27 protein-coding genes and 3 pseudogenes are annotated in these 23,174 nt (G+C 59.4%); 18 read left to right on the top strand and 12 right to left on the bottom strand.

All coding sequences use genetic code 11. From position 1 onward, the window contains the following. Positions 1–389 precede the first annotated feature (389 nt). The 5 genes and pseudogenes from bfr (HMPREF9371_RS07040) to HMPREF9371_RS12765 all read left to right on the top strand — a co-directional run bounded on the left by bfr (HMPREF9371_RS07040) (position 390) and on the right by HMPREF9371_RS12765 (position 2,757). Positions 390–854: a bacterioferritin gene (gene bfr, locus HMPREF9371_RS07040; protein WP_009119327.1), complete on the top strand. Its 465-nt coding sequence runs from the start codon at positions 390–392 to the stop codon at positions 852–854. Between the two features lie 25 nt (positions 855–879). Next, positions 880–1,353, top strand: coding sequence for a bacterioferritin (gene bfr / locus HMPREF9371_RS07035; protein ID WP_009119326.1), 474 nt, complete (start codon positions 880–882; stop codon positions 1,351–1,353). A 144-nt stretch (positions 1,354–1,497) separates the two neighbouring features. Continuing rightward, entirely contained in the window at positions 1,498–2,199 is a 702-nt protein-coding gene (locus HMPREF9371_RS07030; RefSeq protein ID WP_009119325.1) for an AzlC family ABC transporter permease, read from the top strand. Further along, complete coding sequence (locus tag HMPREF9371_RS07025; protein ID WP_009119324.1) at positions 2,196–2,534, top strand: AzlD domain-containing protein; 339 nt, start codon at positions 2,196–2,198, stop codon at positions 2,532–2,534. The genes HMPREF9371_RS07030 and HMPREF9371_RS07025 overlap by 4 nt, the downstream gene beginning before the upstream one ends. Positions 2,535–2,611: 77 nt before the next feature. Further along, a pseudogene (locus HMPREF9371_RS12765) lies at positions 2,612–2,757 on the top strand (lipoprotein signal peptidase). A gap of 14 nt (positions 2,758–2,771) precedes the next feature. Here the strand turns inward: HMPREF9371_RS12765 and HMPREF9371_RS07020 are convergent. Next, positions 2,772–2,990: a hypothetical protein gene (locus HMPREF9371_RS07020; protein ID WP_040660326.1), complete on the bottom strand. Its 219-nt coding sequence runs from the start codon at positions 2,988–2,990 to the stop codon at positions 2,772–2,774. A gap of 219 nt (positions 2,991–3,209) precedes the next feature. Between HMPREF9371_RS07020 and hisH the strand changes: the two genes are divergently transcribed. The 4 genes from hisH to hisF all read left to right on the top strand — a co-directional run bounded on the left by hisH (position 3,210) and on the right by hisF (position 6,050). Continuing rightward, on the top strand, positions 3,210–3,860 hold the full coding sequence (gene hisH, locus HMPREF9371_RS07015; protein ID WP_040660324.1) for an imidazole glycerol phosphate synthase subunit HisH: 651 nt from the start codon (positions 3,210–3,212) through the stop codon (positions 3,858–3,860). A 147-nt stretch (positions 3,861–4,007) separates the two neighbouring features. Next, positions 4,008–4,748: a 1-(5-phosphoribosyl)-5-[(5-phosphoribosylamino)methylideneamino]imidazole-4-carboxamide isomerase gene (hisA, locus tag HMPREF9371_RS07010; RefSeq protein WP_009119321.1), complete on the top strand. Its 741-nt coding sequence runs from the start codon at positions 4,008–4,010 to the stop codon at positions 4,746–4,748. A gap of 39 nt (positions 4,749–4,787) precedes the next feature. Further along, a complete protein-coding gene (locus HMPREF9371_RS07005; RefSeq protein WP_009119320.1) occupies positions 4,788–5,156 on the top strand; it encodes a hypothetical protein in 369 nt (122 codons plus the stop codon). Positions 5,157–5,282: 126 nt separating this feature from the next. Then, positions 5,283–6,050, top strand: a complete 768-nt coding sequence (hisF, locus tag HMPREF9371_RS07000; RefSeq protein ID WP_009119319.1) for an imidazole glycerol phosphate synthase subunit HisF — start codon at positions 5,283–5,285, stop codon at positions 6,048–6,050. A gap of 738 nt (positions 6,051–6,788) precedes the next feature. On the opposite strand, the gene HMPREF9371_RS06995 is transcribed toward hisF, so the two are convergent. From HMPREF9371_RS06995 to HMPREF9371_RS06975, 5 genes are all read right to left on the bottom strand, one after another. Next, a complete protein-coding gene (locus HMPREF9371_RS06995) occupies positions 6,789–7,937 on the bottom strand; it encodes an iron-containing alcohol dehydrogenase (RefSeq protein WP_009119318.1) in 1,149 nt (382 codons plus the stop codon). A 261-nt stretch (positions 7,938–8,198) separates the two neighbouring features. Then, positions 8,199–9,089, bottom strand: a complete 891-nt coding sequence (ubiA, locus tag HMPREF9371_RS06990; RefSeq protein ID WP_009119316.1) for a 4-hydroxybenzoate octaprenyltransferase — start codon at positions 9,087–9,089, stop codon at positions 8,199–8,201. Positions 9,090–9,106: 17 nt separating this feature from the next. After that, on the bottom strand, positions 9,107–9,391 hold the full coding sequence (locus HMPREF9371_RS06985; protein WP_009119315.1) for a hypothetical protein: 285 nt from the start codon (positions 9,389–9,391) through the stop codon (positions 9,107–9,109). A gap of 150 nt (positions 9,392–9,541) precedes the next feature. Then, entirely contained in the window at positions 9,542–9,898 is a 357-nt protein-coding gene (locus HMPREF9371_RS06980) for a DUF1294 domain-containing protein (RefSeq protein WP_198003618.1), read from the bottom strand. Positions 9,899–9,953: 55 nt separating this feature from the next. Beyond that, the gene (locus tag HMPREF9371_RS06975) at positions 9,954–10,469 is read right to left on the bottom strand and encodes a chorismate--pyruvate lyase family protein (protein ID WP_040660322.1); all 516 of its coding nucleotides are present in this window, start codon (positions 10,467–10,469) and stop codon (positions 9,954–9,956) included. 70 nt (positions 10,470–10,539) lie between these two features. Here HMPREF9371_RS06975 and HMPREF9371_RS06970 point away from each other — a divergent pair, with 70 nt between their 5' ends. From HMPREF9371_RS06970 to HMPREF9371_RS06960, 3 genes are all read left to right on the top strand, one after another. Continuing rightward, on the top strand, positions 10,540–11,025 hold the full coding sequence (locus HMPREF9371_RS06970) for a SixA phosphatase family protein (RefSeq protein WP_040660320.1): 486 nt from the start codon (positions 10,540–10,542) through the stop codon (positions 11,023–11,025). Between the two features lie 66 nt (positions 11,026–11,091). After that, positions 11,092–11,475 (top strand): YkvA family protein, encoded by a 384-nt coding sequence (locus HMPREF9371_RS06965; RefSeq protein ID WP_009119311.1) that lies wholly within the window; start codon positions 11,092–11,094, stop codon positions 11,473–11,475. A gap of 82 nt (positions 11,476–11,557) precedes the next feature. Next, on the top strand, positions 11,558–13,018 hold the full coding sequence (locus HMPREF9371_RS06960; RefSeq protein WP_009119310.1) for a protein adenylyltransferase SelO: 1,461 nt from the start codon (positions 11,558–11,560) through the stop codon (positions 13,016–13,018). Positions 13,019–13,171: 153 nt separating this feature from the next. Here HMPREF9371_RS06960 and HMPREF9371_RS06955 read toward each other — a convergent pair whose 3' ends face one another. After that, entirely contained in the window at positions 13,172–13,978 is an 807-nt protein-coding gene (locus tag HMPREF9371_RS06955) for a carbon-nitrogen hydrolase family protein (RefSeq protein ID WP_009119309.1), read from the bottom strand. A gap of 68 nt (positions 13,979–14,046) precedes the next feature. Between HMPREF9371_RS06955 and HMPREF9371_RS13490 the strand changes: the two are divergent. Continuing rightward, a pseudogene (locus HMPREF9371_RS13490) lies at positions 14,047–14,195 on the top strand (signal peptidase); the annotation flags it as partial. A gap of 12 nt (positions 14,196–14,207) precedes the next feature. On the opposite strand, the gene HMPREF9371_RS06950 reads toward HMPREF9371_RS13490, so the two are convergent. Both HMPREF9371_RS06950 and ilvA read right to left on the bottom strand, forming a co-directional pair. After that, positions 14,208–14,609: a hypothetical protein gene (locus tag HMPREF9371_RS06950; RefSeq protein WP_009119308.1), complete on the bottom strand. Its 402-nt coding sequence runs from the start codon at positions 14,607–14,609 to the stop codon at positions 14,208–14,210. Positions 14,610–14,627: 18 nt separating this feature from the next. After that, a complete protein-coding gene (gene ilvA, locus HMPREF9371_RS06945) occupies positions 14,628–16,172 on the bottom strand; it encodes a threonine ammonia-lyase, biosynthetic (protein WP_009119307.1) in 1,545 nt (514 codons plus the stop codon). A 377-nt stretch (positions 16,173–16,549) separates the two neighbouring features. Here ilvA and HMPREF9371_RS06940 point away from each other — a divergent pair, with 377 nt between their 5' ends. Beyond that, complete coding sequence (locus HMPREF9371_RS06940; protein ID WP_009119306.1) at positions 16,550–17,782, top strand: D-alanyl-D-alanine carboxypeptidase family protein; 1,233 nt, start codon at positions 16,550–16,552, stop codon at positions 17,780–17,782. Between the two features lie 44 nt (positions 17,783–17,826). Here the strand turns inward: HMPREF9371_RS06940 and HMPREF9371_RS14025 are convergent. Together HMPREF9371_RS14025 and HMPREF9371_RS06935 are read right to left on the bottom strand one after the other, a co-directional pair. Continuing rightward, a pseudogene (locus tag HMPREF9371_RS14025) lies at positions 17,827–18,022 on the bottom strand (ATP-dependent exonuclease). Positions 18,023–18,100: 78 nt separating this feature from the next. Continuing rightward, the gene (locus HMPREF9371_RS06935) at positions 18,101–19,276 is read right to left on the bottom strand and encodes an extracellular solute-binding protein (RefSeq protein WP_009119304.1); all 1,176 of its coding nucleotides are present in this window, start codon (positions 19,274–19,276) and stop codon (positions 18,101–18,103) included. A gap of 309 nt (positions 19,277–19,585) precedes the next feature. Here HMPREF9371_RS06935 and HMPREF9371_RS06930 point away from each other — a divergent pair, with 309 nt between their 5' ends. Next, complete coding sequence (locus HMPREF9371_RS06930) at positions 19,586–19,786, top strand: hypothetical protein (protein WP_009119303.1); 201 nt, start codon at positions 19,586–19,588, stop codon at positions 19,784–19,786. Between the two features lie 131 nt (positions 19,787–19,917). Here the strand turns inward: HMPREF9371_RS06930 and xseA are convergent, their stop codons facing one another. After that, positions 19,918–21,270 carry an exodeoxyribonuclease VII large subunit gene (gene xseA / locus HMPREF9371_RS06925; protein ID WP_040660930.1) on the bottom strand — a complete coding sequence of 451 codons (1,353 nt, stop codon included), beginning with the start codon at positions 21,268–21,270 and terminating at the stop codon, positions 19,918–19,920. Between the two features lie 198 nt (positions 21,271–21,468). Between xseA and HMPREF9371_RS06920 the strand changes: the two genes are divergently transcribed. From HMPREF9371_RS06920 to HMPREF9371_RS06910, 3 genes are read left to right on the top strand one after another with little or no spacing between them, the layout of a single operon-like run. Next, a complete protein-coding gene (locus HMPREF9371_RS06920) occupies positions 21,469–21,738 on the top strand; it encodes an HP0495 family protein (protein ID WP_009119300.1) in 270 nt (89 codons plus the stop codon). Then, a complete protein-coding gene (lipB, locus tag HMPREF9371_RS06915) occupies positions 21,738–22,346 on the top strand; it encodes a lipoyl(octanoyl) transferase LipB (RefSeq protein WP_009119299.1) in 609 nt (202 codons plus the stop codon). Before HMPREF9371_RS06920 ends, lipB begins: the two co-directional genes overlap by 1 nt. A gap of 47 nt (positions 22,347–22,393) precedes the next feature. Further along, the gene (locus HMPREF9371_RS06910) at positions 22,394–23,131 is read left to right on the top strand and encodes a metallophosphoesterase family protein (RefSeq protein WP_009119298.1); all 738 of its coding nucleotides are present in this window, start codon (positions 22,394–22,396) and stop codon (positions 23,129–23,131) included. The last annotated feature ends 43 nt before the right edge of the window (positions 23,132–23,174 follow it).

The following is a 23,174-nucleotide window of genomic DNA, read 5'->3' as shown; positions in this document are numbered from 1 at the left end:
TGCACAGCTTATGTCTTGAATGGCACTCAAATTTAGCTGCTTCGTAAAAGCATCAGGTTGATGAGTGAGAAATGTCAATGGTTATCATCTGCAAGTTAATGTTTGTCTTCACTTTTTTGTCTTTTTGAAGTAAAGCTGTGTAAATATCCAGGTGGATGGTAATCATTGTTATATTTAATTGAAAACCAGTATCATATTAAGCCTTTATATTTTATAAGGATTTTATTTTAATCTATTTGGGCGAGGTGGTTGTTTTATAAAAGAATTATTCGCATTAAAAAGCGGAGATGAGAATTTTCTCAATAAGCCGCGTATAATGCGCAGCCATCAACAGCGGGCCGCCGTAAGGGCGTTGCTCTGCAACCTCACATCACTTAAGGAGCAAAACCATGCAAAGCAATAAAGCAGTTATCGATTATATGAACGAGATGTTGGCCGGCGAATTGGCCGCCCGCGACCAATACTTCATCCATTCCCGTATGTACGCCGAATGGGGCTACACCAAGCTGTTCGAGCGCATCGGCCACGAAATGGAAGACGAAACCCTGCACGCCGAAAACTTTATCCGCCGCATTCTGATGTTGGGCGGCACTCCCGTGTGCGTACCCAGCGCCATCCGCGTAGGTAAAGATGTGGCCGAGATGCTGCAGTTTGATTTGGAAACCGAATACGAAGTGCGCGACAACCTGAAAAAAGGCATCAAGCTGTGCGAAGAGCAGCAAGACTACGTGACCCGCGAGATGCTGGTGAACCAATTGAAAGACACCGAAGAAGACCACGCACATTGGTTGGAGCAGCAGTTGCGTCTGATCAAGCTGGTGGGCGAGCAAAACTACCTGCAAAGCCAGCTGTAAGCCAACTATTTGAAGGAGTACTGCCATGAAAGGCGACCGCGACGTTATCCGCCAGCTCAACCGCAACCTCGGCCTGCTGTTGGTGACCATCAACCAATATTTCCTGCATGCCCGCATTCTGAAAAACTGGGGTTTTGAAGAGCTGGGCGGCTATTTCTACAAACAGTCGATTACCGAAATGAAGGCGGCGGACGATCTGATCGAGCGCATTCTGCTCTTGGAAGGCCTGCCCAATCTGCAAGAGCTGGGCAAGCTGCTGATCGGTGAGAATGTGGAAGAAATCATCCGCTGCGATTTGCAAAAAGAGCAGGAAAAGCACACTGCGCTGGTGGAAGCCATCGCCGAGTGCGAAGCGAAGCAGGACTATGTTTCCCGCCAGCTATTGCAGGCACAGAAGCATGAAAACGAAGAACGCATTGATTGGCTGGAAACCCAGCAGGAGCTGATTGCTTCCGTAGGCTTGGCCAATTATCTGCAAACCGGGGCGCAAGAGGACTAAAACCACAACCACTGCCAAAACCTCCGATTCCGGTATCAGGCTACCTGAAAGTGTTTTCGCTTTCAGGTAGCCTTTCTGCTGCTTGCCGAATGCACCGCGCCTGCTTACAATCGCCGCCTTTTGTTGATTCCCTTTGGTGAAGCGATGAGCGATTCGGAGCATTTGTCGGGCGCCCGCAAATGGCGGCTGGCGCTGCATTATTCTTATCCGATTGCCTTGGGCTATGTCCCCGCGGCAGTGGCCTTCGGCGTGCTGATGAGCGCCGCCGGTTTGCCGGCTTGGTTGTCGGCGGCTTCCAGCCTGATTATGTATTCCGGTGCCGCGCAATATGCCTCGGTGGCCATGTTTGCCGGCGGGGCCGGTGTGTTGGCGATGACGCTCAATACCTTCATCATCAATCTGCGGCATGTGTTTTACGCCATGCCGCTGTTAGACGATCTGCCCGAGCGCAAATGGGTGCGTTGGTACAGTCTGTTTGCGCTGACCGATGAAAGCTTTTCGGTGCTGACTACCTTGCCGCCCCCCTTGCGCCGGCCATTGATGGGGCGGATTGTGTTTTGCAACCAGATGTATTGGGTGCTCGGCACCCTGGCCGGCGTCGGCGTGGGCGGCGGCTTGGGCGAGTGGATCCCGAATTTGGGCTTTGCGTTGAACTGCCTGTTTGTGATTTTGGCTTACGAGCAATACCGCAACCGCCGCGAATGGTGGCCCTGCTTGTTGGCCGCCGCCGCTTTCTGGACGGCAGGCGCCTTCACGCAGCAATATCTGCTGCTGTTGGCCGTGGCTTTGAGTGTGGTGTTTATCGTGTGCCGCTCGGCGGTGTGGACGGGGAGGGCAGGCCGATGACGGCGCAGGCTTGGCAATGGTGGCTCACGGTTTTGCTGATGGGCAGCGTCACGTTTGCTTTGCGCGCCGCACCTTTGATGCTGCCGAAAAGCTGGTTGAAAGCCAAATTGCTGCAAGACGTGAATGCCGCCCTACCGTTGGTGGTGTTGGTGTTGCTGATTTTGAGCGGCCTGAGCCTGCCCGACGGCGGGCAGGGCGGGCTGCGCTTGGCGGCCGAACTGGCCGCTTTGCTGGCCGTGCTTGGCATACATGCTTGGCGGCGCAATATGTTGCTCAGTCTGGCCACCGGCATCGGCGTGCTCAACGGCATTCTGTGGTGGGCCGGCCTGCTTTAGCAGCGGGCAGCAAAAACGCCAACAGCCCGTGGCAGGCCGATGGCGCTTGGTGTCAGGAGCACAAGAGGCTGAGACCTTTGCAAAACCCCCATCTGCGGCGCATTTCTGCGTTGTGTGCTGCTCGCTCACTTGCCTATCGTGTGATATGTCTGCGTTCGCTGCGCTGCTACGCCTTGAACTGCATCCACATCTGGGGGTTTTGCAAAGGTCTCAGGCTACCTGAATGCTGCCGGCGGTTTATTCTTCGCCCTCATCGTGTACGGCGGCGCGGGCTGCCTGCTGCCGGCCCAGTTGCCACAAGATGCCGCCCACAATAATCAGGCCGATTTTGATGCCCCAAGCCGGGCCTTCGCCCCACTGGTAAATCCAGACCAATAATTTGGGCACGAAATTGAAGAAGTTCAAAATGATGGCGAACACGCCCAAATACACTAAAGCACGGCCAAAACTCTGCATCGTCCAACTCCTTATCTGTGGGTAAAGAAAACTGCCCCGCCGCCTGTTTTCAGGCAGCTTGAGCGGCTGGAAGGCCGCGCATCCGCAGCAGAAGATGCGCGACATTCTACACGGCGTACCGCAGTGCCGAAACCCTGCCTGCCGATTGTTTCCTGCAGCGGCGGCGGGTACAATCGCCTGCCCGCGCGGTTGCGGGCGTTTTGCGATAAGGGATGTATGATGAAAGTGGCGATTGTCGATTACGGTATGGGCAACCTGCATTCTGTGTATAAATCGGTGGAAGCGGCCCGCCACTTGGCCGGCGTCGATGCCGAAATCCGGCTTACCGACTGCCCCGATGCGGTGGCGGCAGCCGATAAAATCGTGTTTCCCGGCCAAGGCGCCATGCCCGACTGCATGGCCGCACTGCAAAACAGCGGCCTGGGCGAGGCTTTACAGGATGCGCTCAAGCACAAGCCTTTTTTCGGCATTTGCGTGGGCGCACAGCTGCTGTTTGAGCACAGCGAAGAGGGCGATACCGCCGGCTTGGGCTGGTTTGCCGGCGAGGTGAAACGCTTTGCGCCCGATTTGCGCGATGCAGCCGGCGAGCGCCTGAAAGTGCCGCACATGGGCTGGAACAGTGTGCGCCAAAGCCGTCCGCATCCGCTGTTTCGCGGCCTGGCCGACGAGACCCGCTTTTATTTTGTGCACAGCTATTACTTCGCGCCTGCTGATCCGGCGCTGGTATTGGGCGAAAGCGATTATCCCAGCCCCTTTGCCTGCATTGTCGGCCGAGACAATGTGTTTGCCACCCAGTTTCACACCGAAAAAAGCCACGACGGCGGCCTTTTGCTGTTGCGCAATTTTCTGAATTGGGACGGCCAGGCCTAAAGGCCGGTCTGTGCCGCGCCTTCTGAATTCTTCAGAAGCAACAGCTGATGCGTTTTGAAATGTAAGAATTTGTCGGTTTATAATAAATTCAGTAAAATAACCGCTTTCAGGTAGCCTGTTTCTTTTGTTTACCCACGGAATATCCCCATGCAGCTGATCCCCGCCATCGATTTGAAAAACGGCCAATGTGTGCGCTTGCGCCAAGGCCTGATGGAAGACGCCACCGTTTTTTCCGACCGTCCGGCCGAAATGGCGGCACATTGGTTCAAACAAGGCGCGCGCCGTCTGCATTTGGTGGATTTGGACGGCGCTTTTGCCGGCGAGCCGAAAAACTTTCCCGCCATCAGCGAGATTTTGGAAGCCGTCGGCAGCCACATTCCCGTGCAGTTGGGCGGCGGCATCCGCGATCTGGCCACCATCGAACGCTACCTGAAACTCGGCCTGCACGATGTGATCATCGGCACCGCAGCGGTAAAAAACCCCGACTTCGTGCGCGAAGCCTGCCGTGAGTTTGCCGGCCACATTATCGTGGGCCTCGATGCCAAAGACGGCAGGGTGGCGATTGACGGCTGGGCCACGGTCACCGAGCATCATGTGATTGATTTGAGCCGCCGTTTTGAAGACGACGGCGTCAACAGCATCATCTACACCGACATCGGCCGCGACGGCATGATGAGCGGCGTCAATATCGAAGCCACGGTCAAGCTGGCCGAAGCGGTACGCATTCCGGTGATTGCTTCCGGCGGATTGACCAATCTGGACGACATCCGCGCCCTGTGTGCGGTGGCGGACAAAGGCGTGGCCGGAGCCATCACCGGACGGGCGATTTACGAAGGCAGCATAGACTTTGCCGAGGCACAGCGTCTGGCAGACAGTCTCATTCAATAATCCGATTGTTTTGTTTGTTTTTTGACAAGGGAGCGTATCATGTTGGCCGCATTTGTATTGGGCTTTTGGTGTATCTGGCTGGGCGACCGCGAGCCCAAGGTTTTGTTTGAAGGATTGTTTTTCGCCATCCTCGCCATCGTCATCAACGGTTTCATGAATTGGCAGATACCGAACCCCGACACCGTGTGGATGGTGCATTGGGGCGTGGTGGCGGCTTGGGCGGCGCTGATGCTGTTTTTGTCCGACACCTTCGGCGGTAACCTCGGCCTGCGTCTGGTGATTGCCTTGGTGGCCGGCGGCGGCTATTTCTGGCTGGAGCAAAACGGCTGCGGCATGGCGGCCGGCTGGCTGGGCGAAAGCGCGCAGCAGTGTATTTCCGGCACGCCCGCGCCGCAGCCCAATTCCTGATGATCGGCATATCATCAGGCTACCTGAAACGCCTGGCTGCGTTTTCAGGTAGCCTGCCTGTTTTCTTCCCCTTCCCTATCGGCATACGGCGCGGGCCATGCCGTTGTTTTTCTTGAGGAGCCTGAGATGGCATTGGCCAAACGCATTATTCCCTGTTTGGATGTGGACAACGGCCGTGTAGTGAAAGGCGTGAACTTTGTCGGCCTGCGCGATGCGGGCAATCCGGTGGATGTGGCTAAGCGTTATAACGACGAAGGCGCCGACGAGCTGACTTTTCTCGACATCACCGCTTCGTCCGACAACCGCGACACCATTTTGCACGTGATCGAAGAAGTGGCCTCGCAAGTGTTTATTCCGCTTACCGTTGGCGGCGGCGTGCGCTCGGTGGCCGATGTGCGCCGACTGCTGAATGCCGGTGCCGACAAAGCCAGCATCAACACCGCCGCCGTTACCCACCCCGATCTGGTGAATGAAGCGAGCAGTTTTTTCGGTTCGCAGGCGATTGTGGTGGCGATTGATGCCAAAGCGGTCAATCCCGAAAACACGCGCTGGGAAGTGTTTACCCACGGCGGCCGCAAAGCCACCGGCATCGATGCGGTGGAATGGGCGAAAAACATGCAGGCGCGCGGGGCGGGCGAGATCCTGCTCACCAGCATGGACCGCGACGGCACCAAAATCGGTTTCAACCTGCCGCTCACCCGCGCCATCAGCGAGGCGGTGAGCATTCCGGTGATCGCTTCCGGCGGCGTGGGCAATGTGCAGCATCTGATTGACGGCGTGAAGGAAGGCAAAGCCGATGCGGTGTTGGCGGCCAGTATTTTCCACTTCGGCGAAGTCAGCATCCGCGAGGCCAAACTGGCGATGCAGGCGGCGGGCATTGAGGTTCGGTTGTAATAAAAGGTTGGTAGGTTAAGTGTGTAACGCTTTTTGTCCCATATACTACAAAAGCCTGCTCTGCGGTTTGGCGCCAATCCATTCCCCAATCTAATCATTGCCCAACTTACATTGATTGACGGCCAGCCCCCCTTTATAGGATTAAGCTGCGACGAATCAGGCGGCAAGTAAAGCAAGATACAGCGTACCTTCCTCAAAATCCCTTTCACGCTTCCGCCTTTTTATGCACTGATCTGAGACGGGCACACAACGGAGCAGCCCCTTGTAGGGGAAGACAAGCAGGCGAGTAATACCGTCAGTAAATTCATGAACCAGTCAGCCAGGCGGCGCAAGCCAGTTAAAGTCCACTGCTTACTGTTGTGATGAAGGTGTTATGAGCGGTACAAGTCCGTACAACAGCGCTTTGAGTGTGCCGTGCGATTGAGATCGGGAAGTCATGGCTCTCCCTTGCAAGCCATACGGCATACTTGTTTAAACTTCTACCGAGCATTTTATCCAGTTCAAAAAATATCCCTGCCCAATTGGACAGGGATATTTTGTGTGCGGGCTATCAACAATGAGACTGGTGTTCAAGATCCATTTAGAGAGTATTCCAGCGTTGTGTATTTGGCATATGGTTGCTGCTTACTCGCTGGCCTATTTTGTTCTATCAGGGATTCTTGGAGTGATATACGTTGCGTTGCACATGAGAGGATGCGGGGCCTCAACTTTTGGCGGTTCAGCTAGCCTGCCGGATGCTCAGCGTTTGCCGTAAGCGGCATCGAAGATGCCGATGATGTCTTCCAAGCTGGCTTGCACCGGATTGGTCAGGCCGCAAACGTCTTTCAGCGCGTTTTCGGCCAAAACGGTGAAGTCTTCGCGTTTCACGCCCAACTCTTCCAATGATTTGGGAATGCCCACCAAATCGGCCAGTTTCTTGATGGCCTCAATCACGCCCAAGCCGGCCAAGTTGGCATTGTTGTCGGCCAAGGCCTGGCCCACTTGGTTCAGGCGCGCTTCGGCGGCACGCATATTGTAGGCTTCCACATGCGGCAGCAGCAGCGCGTTGCAGACGCCGTGCGGCAGGTCGTAGAAACCGCCGAGCTGGTGCGCCATGGCATGCACATAGCCCAAAGAAGCGTTGTTGAAGGCCATGCCGGCGAGGAACTGCGCGTAAGCCATTTGTTCGCGCGCTTCCTGATTGTTCGGCTCGGCCACGGCGGTGGGCAAGTAGGCGGCAATCAGTTCGATGGCTTTGATGGCGCAGGCATCGGTAATCGGGGTGGCGATGGTGGACACATAAGCCTCAACCGCGTGGGTCAGCGCGTCCATGCCGGTGGCAGCGGTCAGCGACGCAGGCATGGCCTCCATCAGCGAAGAATCGTTGATCGACAGGGTGGGGGTTACGTGTTTATCGACAATCGCCATTTTCACGTGGCGGCTTTCGTCGGTGATGATGGTGAAGCGGGTCATTTCCGAAGCGGTGCCGGCGGTGGTATTGATGGCCACCAAGGTCAGCTGCGGTTTGTCGGATTTGTCCAAACCTTCGTAGTCTTCGATTTTGCCGCCGTTGGTGGCCACCAAAGCAATGCCTTTGGCCGCATCATGGGGCGAACCGCCGCCCAGCGACACCACGAAATCGGCACCGCTCTCTTTCAATACCGCCAAACCGGCATTCACATTGCCCACGGTAGGGTTGGGCTGTACGCCGTCAAACACTGCCGACTCGACGCCGGCTGCGGCCAGTTTGTCGGCCACCAGCTGGGCCAAACCCAGCGACACCAAGGGTTTGTCGGTAACAATCAGTGCTTTTTTAAAGCCGAGACGGGCAATTTGAGCCACGCCTTCGTCTAAGGCGCCGGCGCCGATCAGGTTGCGGGTAGGCATAAAAAACTGAGAAACGGCCATGGTTGTGCTCCTTGATAGTGATGGTGGGGCTCCGTTCACAGCTGTTTCAAGACAGCAGGCAGCGGAGCAGTACGCTTCAGGAAACCGGATACGGCCAGTTGCCTGACTTCGCTTTGAATTGTACGCCGCCCCTGCAGCTGCGGTGTGCCGTAACTTTGCGCCAAGTCAAACTTCGCGCAAAAAATACGGCAAGGGCGCAAACAACAAGGCGGCAACTGAGTTGCCGCCTTGTTGTGATGAGGCCGTTTGGCCCATTCACCTTCATGCACTGTAATGGGCCAAGATGCCGACAAACACCACCCAGCCGATGCGGTTATTGCTCAGAAAGGTGCGGAAGTGCTGCCAGCGGTCGCCGCGACGCATCTCACGGTACTGCCCCCATTGGTGCCACAGCACATAAAGCAGCGCCAGCCAATACGGCCATAAAGCCTCCATCCACACGCCCACCCCCGCCATCAGCAGCACAAACAGCCCGTGGCAGAGCATGGTGGCGGCCACATCATGGCGGCCAAACGTGATGGCCGAAGTGCGGATGCCGATTTTCAAATCGTCCTCCTTGTCCGACATCGCATACACCGTATCGTAAGCCAGCGTCCACGCCGCATTGGCCGCATACAGCACCCAAGCCTGCCACGGCACTTGGTTTTGCACCGCGGCAAACGCCATCGGAATGCCGAAGGAAAACGCCAGCCCCAGATAAAATTGCGGCAGCGGGAAAAACCGCTTGGTAAACGGATAGGTCAACGCCAAAAACAGCGCCGGCAGGCTCATCAGCCAAGTGAGGCGGTTGAGCGGCAGCAGGCATAACGCCGCCAACAGGCACAACAGGGCGGTCAACCACAGTGCTTCTTTTTCCTTCACCCGGCCGGCGGCGAACGGGCGCTGATTGGTGCGCGTCACCGCGCCGTCGAAATGGCGGTCGGCAAAGTCGTTGATCACACAACCGGCGCTGCGCATCAAAAACGTGCCCACAGTAAACGCCGCCACAATCGGCCACGGCGGCAGGCCGTCGGCGGCAATCCACAAAGCCCACCAAGTCGGCCACAGCAAAAGCAGCGTGCCGATGGGTTTGTCGGCACGCATCAGTTGGAGGTACACGCTCAGGCGGTCGACCCAAACGGGCGGCAAAGCGGCGAAAATGGTTTGCATCATGGCGGCGCTTCCTCCGTTCAAACCGCGCGCCCGTAGCCGCTGGCTTCTATTAAGAAGCCGAAGCCCAGCAGCAGCAACACGGCCAGCAGCGTTACCGCCACCATCACAATCAGATAGGCTTTACAGAAATTGGCTTTGTTCGGATGTGTGCGCCCGTCAAATGCCCACACCAACAGCAGTACCACATTCAACAGCGGCACGGACAACAACACCAGCGTCAGCAGCCAGTCGCCCACCGTCATCACCGGTGCCACAGCCTTGTCATCCGCCGGCGGCAAAGGAGGTTGGTAAGGAGCATTCATCGCTTCGCTTCCTGCTTCAATCGGTTTAATCCAAGGGAAAAGTCAAACGTAGGTCGGATACTTGTATCCGATCAAGCTTACGGCTACCTGAAAGATTTTTCCTAAGCGCATTATCCATGTGTCGGATTAAGAATCCGGCCTACCTGACTTTCAGGTAGCCTGCTTCATCCAGATAGCCACAGCGCCCAGCCGATCACGGCCGCCACATTCCAAACACACCGTCAGCCAAAACACCCGCAAAAAACCGGACTTGCGGGTTTTGTGGCGCAAAAAAGCCTGTGCCAGCCAAGCGCCCGGCCAGCCGTTGGCCAAGGCCAAACCGTGCAACAGCCGCTCCGGCACCCGTCTGAAACCGCGCACCGCCGCGGCTTTGTCGTAAGCATAGACCGCAAACAGCAAAGCGGCGGCCGGCAGATAAGACAGGGCCGGTAACGGCGGCAGGCGGCCAGTAAACACCAGCGCGGCCAAAATGCCGGTATACAGCACCAGCCCCAACACCGCCGTCACAGAGCCGCGCCGCCGGTACGGCACCCCAGGCTTCGGCCGCCGCGCCATCTTCAGGCTACCTAAAAAAACCTTGCAGGGCGGGCAAAAAGCATTCGGTCAAACCCAACACCTCGCCGCCGGCGGCAAACAGCGAACGGCGCGCCCACACGCTGCCGTCCGCCGCACCCAGCCAGCCCGCAGGAACGCGGGCAAAGGCAAACGGGCTGCGCGAAGCGCGGATGCCGCCGCCGAACAGCTGCGCACCCAAAGGCTGGGTGCCGCAATCGAGCACCTGCTTCCAGCCCGCCGCATCGTCGGCACACACGCTGCGCGCCCACACCACCGGCTCGCCGTCCAGCAGCAGGTGTACTTCGCGGGCATAAAACGCCGCCGCTTCGGCCGGCAGGCATTCGTCCGCCCACAAATCCCGCGCTTTCCCCTGATGGCGCACCTGCACGGCAAACGCCGCTCCGGTGGCCATCAGAGCGGCGGTAAGCGACTGTTGGCGCATCAACTCGGCCAAGGCGGGCGCCACGTCGGAAAATTGCGGCCGCCAGTCGAGCGGCGGGCGGGCAGCGGAAGGATGCTTCATCGGTTTCAGGTAGCCCCTGTGGGGCAAAAACGCTAAGATGGGCGGCATTGTACACCGAAAGGAAAAACGCATGAATCTGATTCTCTGGCGGCACGCCGAAGCCGAAGAAGGCCACGACGACCTGCAACGCCGCCTCACCGAAAAAGGGCACGCCCAAGCCCAAGCCGCCGCCCGCTGGCTGCGCGGCTACCTGCCCGAACACGCCGAAGTGTGGGCTTCAGAAGCCCTGCGCAGCCAGGAAACCGCCGCCGCCCTCGGCCTGCCTTACCGCATCGTGCCCGCGCTCAATCCCGTCAATGCGGTGGAAAAACTGCCCGCCCTGCTGCACAGCTGCCGCAGCCGGGACTGCATCGTCTGGGTGGGCCACCAGCCGTGGATCGGCCAATTGTGCGCCTATCTGCTCAACCGCCGCTGGACTGAGGAGCCATATTGGTCGGTAAAAAAATCCGGCATTTGGTGGTTTGAGCTGCATTTCGACGCCGAATGCCGTCCGCAGGCCAAACTGAAGGCCGCCGTCACGCCGCAAATGCTGCCGCCCGGGCAAGGCGAAACTTGAAACCCTGCGCACGGCACCCATGTAAGTGCCAGTTTTCACACACTCAAACACTCAAAAGGACCAGCCATGCCGAACACCCGCGAACCCCGCCGTCCCGAATCGTTCATTCCCGAATTCCGCCGGCGCCGTCTCGACGAAGGTAGCTTTTTGCGCAAACTGAAACGCTTCTCCCTGCGCCTCGGCCGCCCCGCCGTACAGCAGCTGTATGCGCTTTATTTTCTGTTTCAATCGCCGCATACCCCCAAACGCGCCAAGCTGATTATTGTGGGCGCACTGGTGTATTTCCTCAGCCCCATCGACAGCATTCCCGACCTGCTCGGCCCCTTGGGTTTCAGCGACGATTTGGCCGTTATCGCCCTAGTTTATGCCCAAATGAAACAATACCTCACCGAAGACCTCAAAAACCGCGCCAAAATCGCCGCCCAAAAACTCATCGACAATAATTCATAAACCATTTTCTGCTTTTTTCAGGTAGCCTGAAAGGCTACCTGAAAGCTTTTTCCCATCCATATTCATAAACACCGCACACACCATGTCCCTCGCCTTGCACCTGCCCCGCCTGCAACGCCTCGGTTTCCTCTGCGAAACCGTCCGCCCCGAAGCGTTGAGCCGCCCCGAGCTACCGGTTTTCAGTTCGGAGCTCGCCGCCGAACTCGGCATCCCCGACTCCGTGTTCGTCCAAGCCGACACCGTGGCACAACTGAGCGGCAGCGCCGCCCACTACGACCCCGCCCCCACCGCCACCGTTTACAGCGGCCACCAATTCGGTGTGTATGTGCCGCAACTGGGCGACGGCCGCGCCATGCTGCTGGGCGACCTGGTCGCCCCCGACGGCAGCCGCTGGGAAATTCAGCTCAAAGGCAGCGGCAAAACCCCGTTTTCCCGCTTCGCCGACGGCCGCGCCGTATTGCGCTCCACCATCCGCGAATACCTTGCCTCCGAAGCCATGCACGCGCTCGGCATCCCCACCACCCGCGCGTTGGCCATTACCGTCTCGCCCGACCCCGTTTACCGCGAACAACCCGAAACCGCCGCCGTACTCACCCGCGCCGCGCCCAGTTTTCTGCGTTTCGGCCACTTCGAATATTTTTACCACCGCCGCCAACACCAGCACCTCGCCCCGCTGGCCGACTACCTGATCGCTGAACACTACCCCGAATGCCGCGCAGCCGAAAACCCCCACCTTGCCCTGTTTGAGGCCGTTACCCGCCGCACCGCCGCCCTGATCGCCCAATGGCAGGCCGTCGGCTTCTGCCACGGCGTGATGAATACCGACAATATGTCGCTGCTCGGCCTCACCATCGACTACGGCCCCTACGGCTTTCTCGACGGCTTCAACCGCCACCACGTCTGCAACCATTCCGACGCCGGCGGCCGCTACGCTTACAAAGAACAGCCCTATGTGGCACAATGGAACCTGCTCAAACTCGGCTCCGCCTTCCTGCCGCTGGCCGCCGAAGCAGAACTCATCGCCGTCATCGAAAGCTTTGTCGGCCACTACCAAACCGGCTACCTGAACGCCATGCGGCAGAAACTCGGCCTCAGCCACAGCCAGCCCGACGACGCCGAACTCGTCCACGACCTGCTCGACGTGCTGCAACAGGCCGAAGCCGACTACACCCTGTTTTTCCGCCGCTTAGCCGAAATGCCCACCGAACACCAGGCCCCGCTGCCCGACAGCCTGTTGCGCCTGTTTCCCCACGCCGAGCGCCTCATCCACTGGAGCGGCCGCTACAAACGCCGCCTGCGCCAGGAAAACCTGCCCCCGGCGGAGCGCAAACGGCAGATGGACGCGGTCAACCCGCTCTATGTCCCGCGCAACTACCTGCTCGAACAGGCCATCGCCCAAGCCCGCGACCACGGCGATTTCGACGGCGTCCGCCGCCTACAGGCCTGCTGGCAAGATCCGTTCACCGAACGTGCCGAATATGCCGACCTGGCCGACACCCCGCCCGACTGGGCGGCCGACATCTGCATCAGCTGCTCCAGCTGACGCTGCCGTTTGAAGCCGCGTCTGTACGGGCAGGATGAAGCGTTCTGTGTGTGGTGTTAGACAGATTTAAGCTGAAGAATTCCGCATAAAAACCATGTTGCAGCAAGATTTGGCCGCAGCATGGTTGATTTGATACTCCGCCGGGAGGCGGGGTCAGAACAGGCGGTGTTGCAGGGCAGGCAGTTTGCTGCGCACGGTGCGTAGGCGTTCCGGTTTGAGTTCGGCCGTTACCACGCCTTCGCCTTCCGGCAGGCAGGCCAAGATCTCGCCCCAGGGGTCGATGATCATGCTGTGGCCGAAAGTGCGGCGGCCGTTGGCATGGGTGCCGCCTTGGCCGGATGCAATCACGTAGCATTGGTTTTCCACCGCCCGCGCCTGCAGCAACATCTGCCAATGCGCCAGCCCGGTGGTGTAGGTGAAAGCGGCGGGCAGCAACAGTACGTCAAACGGCTGTTGGGCGCGGAAAAATTCGGGGAAACGCAGGTCGTAGCAGATGCCTTGGGCGTAACGCCAGCCGTCGGCTTCGCCGGCGGGCGGAATGCGGTTGCCGGCTTCGATGGTGTCGGCTTCGCGGTAGCTTTCGCCCAAGCCGGTGAAGCCGAACAGATGGGTTTTGTCGTAGCGGCTCAGGCAGCGGCCGTCGCGGCCGTAAACCAGCAGGCTGTTGAGGATTTTGTCGGGCGTGGCGCCGGCCAGCGGAATGCTGCCGCCGAACAGCACAATGCCGTGTTCGGCGGCCAAGGCGGCCATCATCTCTTGCAGCGGGCCGTTGCCGAACGGTTCGGCCAAGGCCAGTTTGTCGGTGTCGCGCTGTCCCATAATCGGCCAGTATTCCGGCAGCAGCACCCAGTCGGCGCCGGCTGCGGCGGCTTCGGCTACCAGGCGTTTGACGCTTTCGCGGTTGACGGCGGGATCGGTGTGGGAAACCAGTTGGACGGTGGCGGCGCGGAGGGTGTGCATGCGAATCTTTCCGTGGGTTGGGAGAATGGGAGGCTACCTGAAAAGGTGTAGGCAGGCTTTCAGGTAGCCTGAGACCCTTGCAAAACCCCCATCTGCGGCGCATTTCTGCGTTGTGCGCTGCTCGCTCGCTTGCCTATCGTGTGATATGTCTGCGCTCGCTGCGCTGCTACGCCTTGAACTGCATCCACATCTGGGGGTTTTGCAAAGGTCTCAGCCTATGGTATTGGGCTTATTCCGCCGTTTTGTCGTTTACCGCGGTGATGCCGAAGCATCGGAACACATAGGGCGACAGCCACAGCGCCAGCAAGATGAGCGGCACGCCGTAGAGAAACGCCGCCACATAGGCCATGGGGGCGCCGTTGCCGGCTGCTACGGGCGCGAGAAACTCGGCGTAGTAGCAGAAAACCAGCAGCGGCAGGTAGGCTGTGCAGGCGCCGAGGGTGCGCAAGGGGTTGCCGGCAAACAGAAAAGGCAGGGCGGGCAACAGAGGCAGTATCACCCAGCCTGCAGCCAGCAGGCTTTTGAGCAGCCCGAAGTAGGGGCTGAGCCAAAAAGCGGCGGTTTGGCCGGCAAACATCAGGCCCAGTGTTCGGGCGGAAAAACGGCGGAGGCGGGTATAGGCTTGCTGCATACGTCTTCCCTTGCTTTCCTAACGAATGCCGGCGGCGGTTTGTTTGCCCAAAAACAGCCGGTAGGCGGCGTTGTCGGTTTGTTCGGCGTAGGCGTAGCCCAGCTCTTCCAAAAAGGCGGAGAAGGCGGCATCGTCTTTGGGCGGCACGTCGATGCCCACCAAGACGCGGCCGTAGTCGGCGCCGTGGTTGCGGTAGTGGAACAGGGTGATGTTCCAGTCGGTCTGCATCTGGCCGAGGAAGCGGGCCAGTGCGCCGGGGCGTTCGGGGAATTCGAAGCTCACCAGGCGTTCGTGCGCCACTTTGTCGGTGCGGCCGCCCACCATGTAGCGGATGTGGATTTTGGCCATTTCGTCGTGGGTGAGGTCGGTATTCTCGAGGCCGGCGGCGCTCAATTCGGCGCTGATGTTGGCCAAGTCTTGGGCCCCGGCGCTCTGGATGCCGACAAAAATATGCGCGGTGCGCTCATCGCCGTAGCGGTAGTTGAATTCGGTGATGTTGCGGTTGCCCAAGATATTGATAAATTTTAGGAAGCTGCCGGGGCGCTCGGGAATGCTGACCGCAAAAATGCCTTCGTTGCCTTCGCCCAGCTCGCTGCGCTCGGACACGTGGCGCAGGCGGTGGAAGTTCATATTGGCGCCGCTGGCAATCGCCACCAGCGTTTGCCCTTCGGCGCCTTCGCGGGCGATGTAGGCTTTCAGGCCGGCCAGGGCAAGGGCGCCGGAAGGCTCGCAGATGCTGCGGGTGTCGTCGAAAATGTCTTTCAGTGCGCCGCAAACGGCGTCGGTGTCCACCGTGATGATGTCGTCGAGCAGGTCGCGGCACAGGCGGAAGGTTTCTTCGCCCACCAATTTGACCGCGGTGCCGTCGGCAAACAGGCCCACGTCTTTGAGTTCGACCCGCCGGCCGACATCGACCGAGGTTTTCATGGCGCAGGAATCGTCGGTTTGCACGCCGATGACCTTGATTTCCGGCCGCACCTGTTTGATGAACACGGCCACGCCGGCGGCCAGGCCGCCGCCGCCGATGGGTACGAACACGGCATCAATCGGTTTGGGGTGTTGGCGGATGATTTCGAGGCCGATGGTGCCTTGGCCGGCGATCACATCGGGGTCGTCGAAAGGCGGAATGTAGGTGAGGCCGCTGGCGGCGGTGAGTTCGACGGCGTGGTCGTAGGCATCGTTATAAGACGTGCCTTTGAGCACCACTTTGCCGCCGCGCGCCCGTACGGCATCCACTTTGATCTGCGGAGTGGTTTCCGGCATCACGATGGTGGCTTGGCAGCCGAGCTGTTGCGCTGATAGGGCCACGCCTTGGGCATGGTTGCCGGCACTGGCGGTGATCACGCCTTTGGCCAATGCATCGGGCGGCAGCTTGGCCATTTTGTTGTAGGCGCCGCGGATTTTGAAGGAAAACACCGGCTGCAGGTCTTCGCGCTTGAGGAAAATCTGGTTGTTCAAACGGGCAGAGAGGTTGCGGGCGGGGTCGAGCGGGGTTTCGTGCGCCACATCGTAAACAGAGGCGGTGAGGATGCGGGTGAGGTAGTCGGTATAGGCGTACTTCATGACGGCGTGTGGTGTGGGAACAAAGCGGGCAAGATAACGCTTAGCGGCCGGGCTGGCAAGGGGCAGGCTACCTGAAAAGCGCCGGCCGGCAGCTTGGCGGCAATGGCGTGCGGGTCGCGGCGGGCGTACGGCGGCCGAGCGCTAGGCCCGGAGGCGGAAAAAACACGTTAAACGGCTGCTTAGACGGGCGTTAGCCGTTATAATCCGGGCGTTTTGCCGATGCTGTGGCGTAGCAAACAGCCTGCCGGATGCGGCAGTCGGCGAGCATCAGCACCAAGGTTTGCGGCCCGCCTGTTTTCAGGTAGCCCGAACGGAAGAACCATCACGGAAACGGCCGCTGCGTGGCTGCCGGCGGTTTCCCCAATCGAGAGTTGTGTATGAAGAAGATATTTGCTGTCGGCAGCATTGCCTTTTTATTGGCTGCAGCCGGCGTTCAAGCGCAAAACCCGCCTGCGGCCGCTCCGGCCTCCGCACCCGCAACCGTTACGCCAGCGGCGGCGCCCAACCCTGCGGCGGCCATGCCGCAAGTGCCGGAAATCGCCGCGGCCGCCTATGCGGTGTACGATGTGCAAAGCGGCCAGGTGCTGGCGCAGAAAAACCTCAACGAGCGGGTGGAGCCCGCTTCACTCACCAAGCTGATGACGGCTTATTTGGTATTCAAAGCCTTGGAAGAAGGCCGTTTGAAGCCGGAAGACAGCTTTACCGTGTCGGAACAGGGCTGGAAAACCGAAGGCTCGCGCATGTTCCTTGATCCGAAAAAACCGGCTTCGGTGGACGATTTGCTCAAAGGTTTGATTGTGCAATCGGGCAACGACGCAGCGGTGACCTTGGCCGAAGCGGTGGCCGGCAGCGAAGCCGAATTCGTGCGTTTGATGAATGCCGAAGCGCAGCGTTTGGGCATGACGGAAACCCGTTTTGAAAACAGCACCGGCCTGCCCGGCCCCGAGCATTACACCTCGGTGAAAGACCTGATTACGCTCTCCACCGCCATCATCCGCGATTATCCGCAGCATTATCCGATTTACTCCATCCAATCGTTCAGCTACAACAACATCAACCAGCCCAACCGCAATCTGCTGCTCTACCGCGATCCGAATGTGGACGGCATGAAAACCGGCCATACCGCCAGCGCGGGCTACAACTTGGTGGCCTCCAGCAAGCGCAACGGCCGCCGCGTGATTTCGGTGGTGATGGGCACGGAAAGCATGCAGGCGCGGGCCACCGAGAGCAGCAAGCTGCTCAACTGGGCGCTGCAGTCTTTCGACACGCCCAAGCTGTACGATGCCGATCAGGCGATTTCGCAGGTGAAAGTGTATAAGGGCGACAGCAATACCGTGAACGTGGGTTTCACCGAAGCGGCCTACATCACCGTGCCGCACGGCGAGGGCAAACGCCTGACCCCGCTGTTGGAAACCGTGCAGCCCGTATTGGCGCCGATTACCAAAGGCCAGGTGTTGGGCACCATCAAATTTGTGGACGCCAACCAGCAGGTGGTGGCGCAGAAAGACGTGGTGGCGCTCAGCGATGTGCCCGAAGCCGGCTTCTTCGGCCGCGCCTGGGACAGCATCGTGCTGTGGTTTAAAGGTTTGTTCGGCGGCGGCGAAGGCTGATTCGGGCTGTTTCAGCCCAAGCAGTTTTGAGTTTGTACGGCAGGCTACCTGAAAGCGGAAAGGCTTTCAGGTAGCCTCTGAGACCTTTGCAAAACCCCCAGATGTGGATGCAGTTCAAGGCGTAGCAGCCAGCGAACGTGAACGCCAGGAATCCCCGTGGGACAGACATATCATATAGATAGGCAAGTGAGCGAGCAGTACCCATGGGGCATAAACGCACAACGCAGAAATGCGCCGCAGATGGGGTTTTGCAAAGGTCTCAGCCTTGGATGCAAAAAAACGCCCCGCAGATCATTGCGGGGCGTTTGCTGTGTCAGCTTATTTACCGCCGACGGAAATTTCCTGCCACAAGCGCACGCTCAGGCGTTTGGCGTCGTCGCTCATTTGCGGCATCACGAAGCCGTTTTTCATGTCTTCGCTGTTCGGGAAGATGGAGCGGGTGGCCACGATGGCGGGGTCCATTTTCTCCCGCGCCGGTTTGCTGGCGGGGGCGAAGGTAACGAAGTTGCCGTTTTTGGCCGCCACTTCGGGGTCCAGCGTCCAGTTGATGTATTTGTGGGCGTTTTCCAGGTTGCGGGCGTCTTTCGGAATCAGCCAGGATTCGATCCAGAAGCCCATGCCAGGAGGCGTCAGCACTTCGATGTTGACGCCGTTTTTGGCTTCTTCGGCGCGGGTTTTGGCGATGTTCAGGTCGCCGCCGTTGCCGGCGGTCAGGCACACTTCGCCGCGGGCCAGCTCGTCGATGACGGCGGGGCTGAAGCGTTTCACGTCGGGACGGATGGCGCGCAGCACGTCGGCGGCGGCTTTGATGTCGTCGGCGGAGGCGCCGGCCGGGTCTTTACCCAGATAGTTCAGCACAATGGGGAACATTTCGCTGGGGGTGTCCCACAGCGAGATGCCGCATTGTTTGAGCTTGTTGGTGTATTCGGGTTTGAACAGCAGGTCCCATTCATTTTCGGGCAGCTGGCCGCCGAGGATTTCGCGGGCTTTGTCGGTGATCGCCAAGGTGTTGACGCCGGAGAAATAGGGCACGGCGTATTTATTGCCCGGGTCGGCGGTTTCCATCATTTTCAGGAGTTCTGGGTCGATGTTGGCGTAGTTGGGAATGAGGTCTTTATTGACGGGCTGGTAGGCGCCGGCCTGGATTTGACGGGGCAGGAAGGCGATGCCGGGCACCACCAGGTCGTAGCCGGTGCTGCCGGAGAGCACTTTGCCTTCCAAGGTTTCGTTGTTTTCGTAGTAGTCGTAATTGACTTTGATTCGGTTTTGCTCGGCAAAGTCTTTCACCGTGCTTTCATCCACGTAGTTCGACCAGTTGTAGATGTTGAGGGTGCCGCCGGCGGTGTCATCGGCGGCTGCCGTTTCGGATGCGGTGGGCGTGGGGACGGATGCGGCAGAGGCGGCATCGCTGTTTTGCGGGGCCTGATTGCTCTGGCCGCCGCAGGCGCTTAAAAACAGACCGAATAAGGCGCTGAATAAAAGGCTTTTTTTCATTATGTTTGCAGTTCCTGTCAAGACATGGGTCGGTTGGCAAAAACGGCAGGGTTCCCCCGGCCGCAAAAAAGTCGCGCATTTTAAAGAATCGCGCTTTAATTGGCAATGTCGGCTGGACAAGGGGTGGCGATGCGGGCACAATAAGCGCCGCTGTCTGCGGCCTGGGCGCCGGCATTACCGGGCCGGTGCGGTGTAAGGGGCGGGCGGCGGATTCCCGATATGCAAGTTTTATTAAGCGATTCCGAAAAACGATAAGGCGACGGCACCACTGCGTCTTAAAAACCCGTTTTTTAATTTTAGGAGGACAGTATGCCGCAAATGTTGATTCAGGTAGCCGGCATGGCGAACAAAACCGATGCCGACCGTTTGGTGGCCAAGGGTGAAACCGTAGCCGGCGTGAAAATGGTGAATGCCAACCATGAAGACGGCCGCGTGGTGATTACCCATGGCGAGGGTTTCGATGTGGAAGCCTTTAAAGCCGCGTTGAACGGGGAGGGTTTTTCTGCCTGAACCGCCGTTCCTTAGATGATGCCACAGCCCCTGCGGGGGCTGTTTTTATTGGGTTGAGAAAGCTTGGGAAATCGGTTCGCGGTGTTCAGGTAGCCTCAGATTGGTTGCGGCTTGATCATTGCTTGCCGATGTCAGTCGAACAAATCCGCTTGTCCGGCTGCCTGCGGCGCCACCCGGGCTTCGGTTTCGCCGTGTGCGAAGCGGATGTGCAGCATTTGCCCGGGGCGCAGGCGGTGGGCGTCGCGCACCACTTTGCCGTGGCGGTCGCTGACCACGCTGTAGCCGCGGGCCAAAATGTGTTGCGGCGAGAGGGCGCTTAAGAGCGCCTGCTGTTCCTGCAATCGGGCGAGTCGTTGTTGCAGCAGGGTGGCAAACTGGTGTTTTAGCAGCTGCTGTTGGCGGATTAGCTGTTGGCGGGTAGGTTCGACGGCGGGGCGGTGCAGCAGGTGCACATTCGCCAAATAGGCAAGTTTTTCCTGTCGACCCTGCCAATGGCGGCGGGCGGCCTGCTGCAGCTGGTTGCGGCAGTTTTGCAGCCAGATGTGCTGCTCTTGAATTTGCTGTCGCGGATGGCGCAGGCGTTGTGCCGCCCAATCCAGTTTTTGCGCGGCGTCGGCATAGCGGCGCAACAGCATCTGCTGCTGTTGGCGGCGGATGTGGGCGAGCCGGTTGATCAGTTCCAAACGGTTGGGGCTGACCAGTTCGGCGGCGGCGGTGGGCGTGGGGGCGCGCAGGTCGGCGGCGAAATCGGTAAGGGTGAAGTCGGTTTCGTGGCCGACGCCGCTGACAATCGGAATCGGGCTGGCGGCCACGGCGCGCACGGCGGCTTCTTCGTTAAACGCCCACAAGTCTTCGATGCTGCCGCCGCCGCGGCAAACAATCAACACATCCGCCGCGCCGTGGCGGGCGGCCGCTTCGATGGCGGCGGCTACCTGAAACTCGCTGCCCGCGCCCTGCACGGCGGTGGGGTACACCACGACGGGAATGGCGGGGGCGCGCCGCCGCAGAGTGGAGACAACGTCGCGCAAAGCGGCGGCGGCCAGGCTGGTCACGATGCCGATGCACTGCGGATGGGCGGGCAGCGGCCGTTTTTTGGCGGGGTCAAACAGCCCTTCGGCTTGCAGGCGTTGTTTCAGCCGTTCGTAGGCTTCAAACAGCTGCCCCAAGCCTTTGTGGCGCACGTCGCTGACGTTGATTTGAAATTCGCCGCGCGCTTCGTAAAGCGTGATGCGGCCGCTCAACTCGATGTGGTCGCCTTCTTTTAAAGGCGCGGTCAGGCGTTGGGCGGCGTATTTGAACAGGGTGCAGCGCACCTGCGCCTGCTGGTCTTTGAGCGAGAAATAATAATGGCCGCTGGCCGCTTTGGTGAGGTTGGACACTTCGCCGGCAATCCACAGCCCGAACAGGTGTTGTTCCAGCAGGTTTTTGGCCAGGGCATTGAGTTCGGAAACCGAGAGGGCGGCGGGGGCGGACAGTTCGGACATGACGGGCGGGGCAGGGCAAAAAGCCGGCATTATAGCCGAGCTTGGGCGGGTGCAAACGTTTACACCGCCGCCGTTTGGCACGGCGGCTTTCAGGTAGCCTGATAAGACGGCTTTGCGTTAGAATACACCCCTTTCCATCATACGGCCGCCCGCTTGCCTAAGCCGGGCGGCAAGCTTTCATTCCAGCCAGAGCCGATCATGAGCGAAACCCGCCAAAATCTGATTGAATTTCCTACTGATTTCCCAATTAAAATCATGGGCGCGCAGCATCCCGAATTTGCCGCCACTATTTTGAATGTGGTGCGCGAATACGCCCCCGACACCGAGGAAAAACACCTTAATACCCGCGACAGCAGCAAGGGCAACTACCTCAGCTGCACCGTGACCATCCGCGCCGAAAGCCAGGAGCAGCTCGACAATCTCTACCGCGCTCTCACCGCCCATCCGATGGTGAAAGTGGTGCTGTAGTGAAAACCGTCACCCTGGGCTTGGCCGACTACGAACCGGTATTCCGCGCCATGGAGGCGTTTACCGCAGCGCGCACCGCAGCCACCGAAGACGAATTGTGGGTGGTGGAGCACCCGCCGGTGTTCACCCAAGGCATGGCCGGCAAGGCCGAGCATCTCTTGGCCGCCAGCGAGATTCCGGTGGTGAAAGTGGACCGCGGCGGCCAGATTACCTACCACGGCCCCGGCCAGCTGGTGGTTTATACGCTCATCGACTTCAAACGCCGCCGCATCAGCGTACGCGATTTGGTGAGCCGTTTGGAAAACGCCATCATCACCACCCTCGCCGACTACGGCATCGCCGCCGCCGCCGACCCGCAACGCCCCGGCGTGTATGTGGCCGGCCGCAAAATCGCCTCTCTCGGGCTGCGCATCAAACACGGCGCGGTGTATCACGGCTTGGCGCTGAATGTGAACATGGATTTGGCCCCGTTTCGCCAAATCAACCCCTGCGGCTATGCCGGCATGGAAATGGTGCAGATGGCCGATTTGCTGCCCGCCGCCCCCGCTCTTGACGAAGTGGCGGCCAAGCTGACCGCCCATTTAACCCAACAATTGCAGGCTACCTGAAACGCCGTGTGATGGCATTCAGGTAGCCTATTTGAGAAAGACGAGCCATGCGTTTCGCCCTGATTTCCGATATCCACGGCAATTTGCCCGCCTTGGAGGCGGTGTGTGCCGATATCCGCCGCCAAGGCTGCGATGTGATTGCCAATTTGGGCGACTGCCTGTCCGGCCCCTTGTGGCCCTTGGAAACCGCTCGTTTCCTGATGGCGCAGGACTGGCCGACCATTGCCGGCAATCACGAACGGCAGCTGTTGACCTTGCCGCCGCAGCGGCAGAATCTGTCCGACCGCTTTGCCGCCGCTGCCTTGGGCGAAGCCGAGCGCGCCTGGCTGGCCGCCTTGCCGCCGCAGCGGTATTTGCGTGATGACGTGCTGCTTTGCCACGGTACGCCGCACAGCGATGTGCACTATCTGACGGAAGACATCTGCGACGGCCAAACGGTATTGGCGGCCGCCGGCGTGATTCGCGAGCGTCTGGCCGGTGTGCGGGTGTCCCTGCTGGCCTGCGGCCATACCCATATTCCGCGCAGCCTGTGTGTGGACGGCTGCCAGATAGTGAATCCCGGCAGCGTCGGTTTGCCCGCTTATGACGACGACCATCCGCCGCACCGAGTGGAAAACGGCTCGCCGCATGCCCGCTATGCGCTGGTGGCGCAGACGGCACAAGGTTGGACGGTGGCGCTCCACAGCGTGCCCTACGACCATCGGGCCGCAGCGGCCAAAGCGCAACAAGAAAACCGCCCCGATTGGGCGCATGCCCTGCAATACGGCTATTTGCCGGCTGCCTGAGCCATACCGCCACACACATGAATCAACACCATCCAACGAGACT

The organism is Neisseria shayeganii 871, from assembly GCF_000226875.1.
Lineage (GTDB): Bacteria > Pseudomonadota > Gammaproteobacteria > Burkholderiales > Neisseriaceae > Eikenella > Eikenella shayeganii.
Note: the sequence above shows the minus strand (reverse complement) of the source record. Positions and strands in the feature narration are given on the sequence as shown.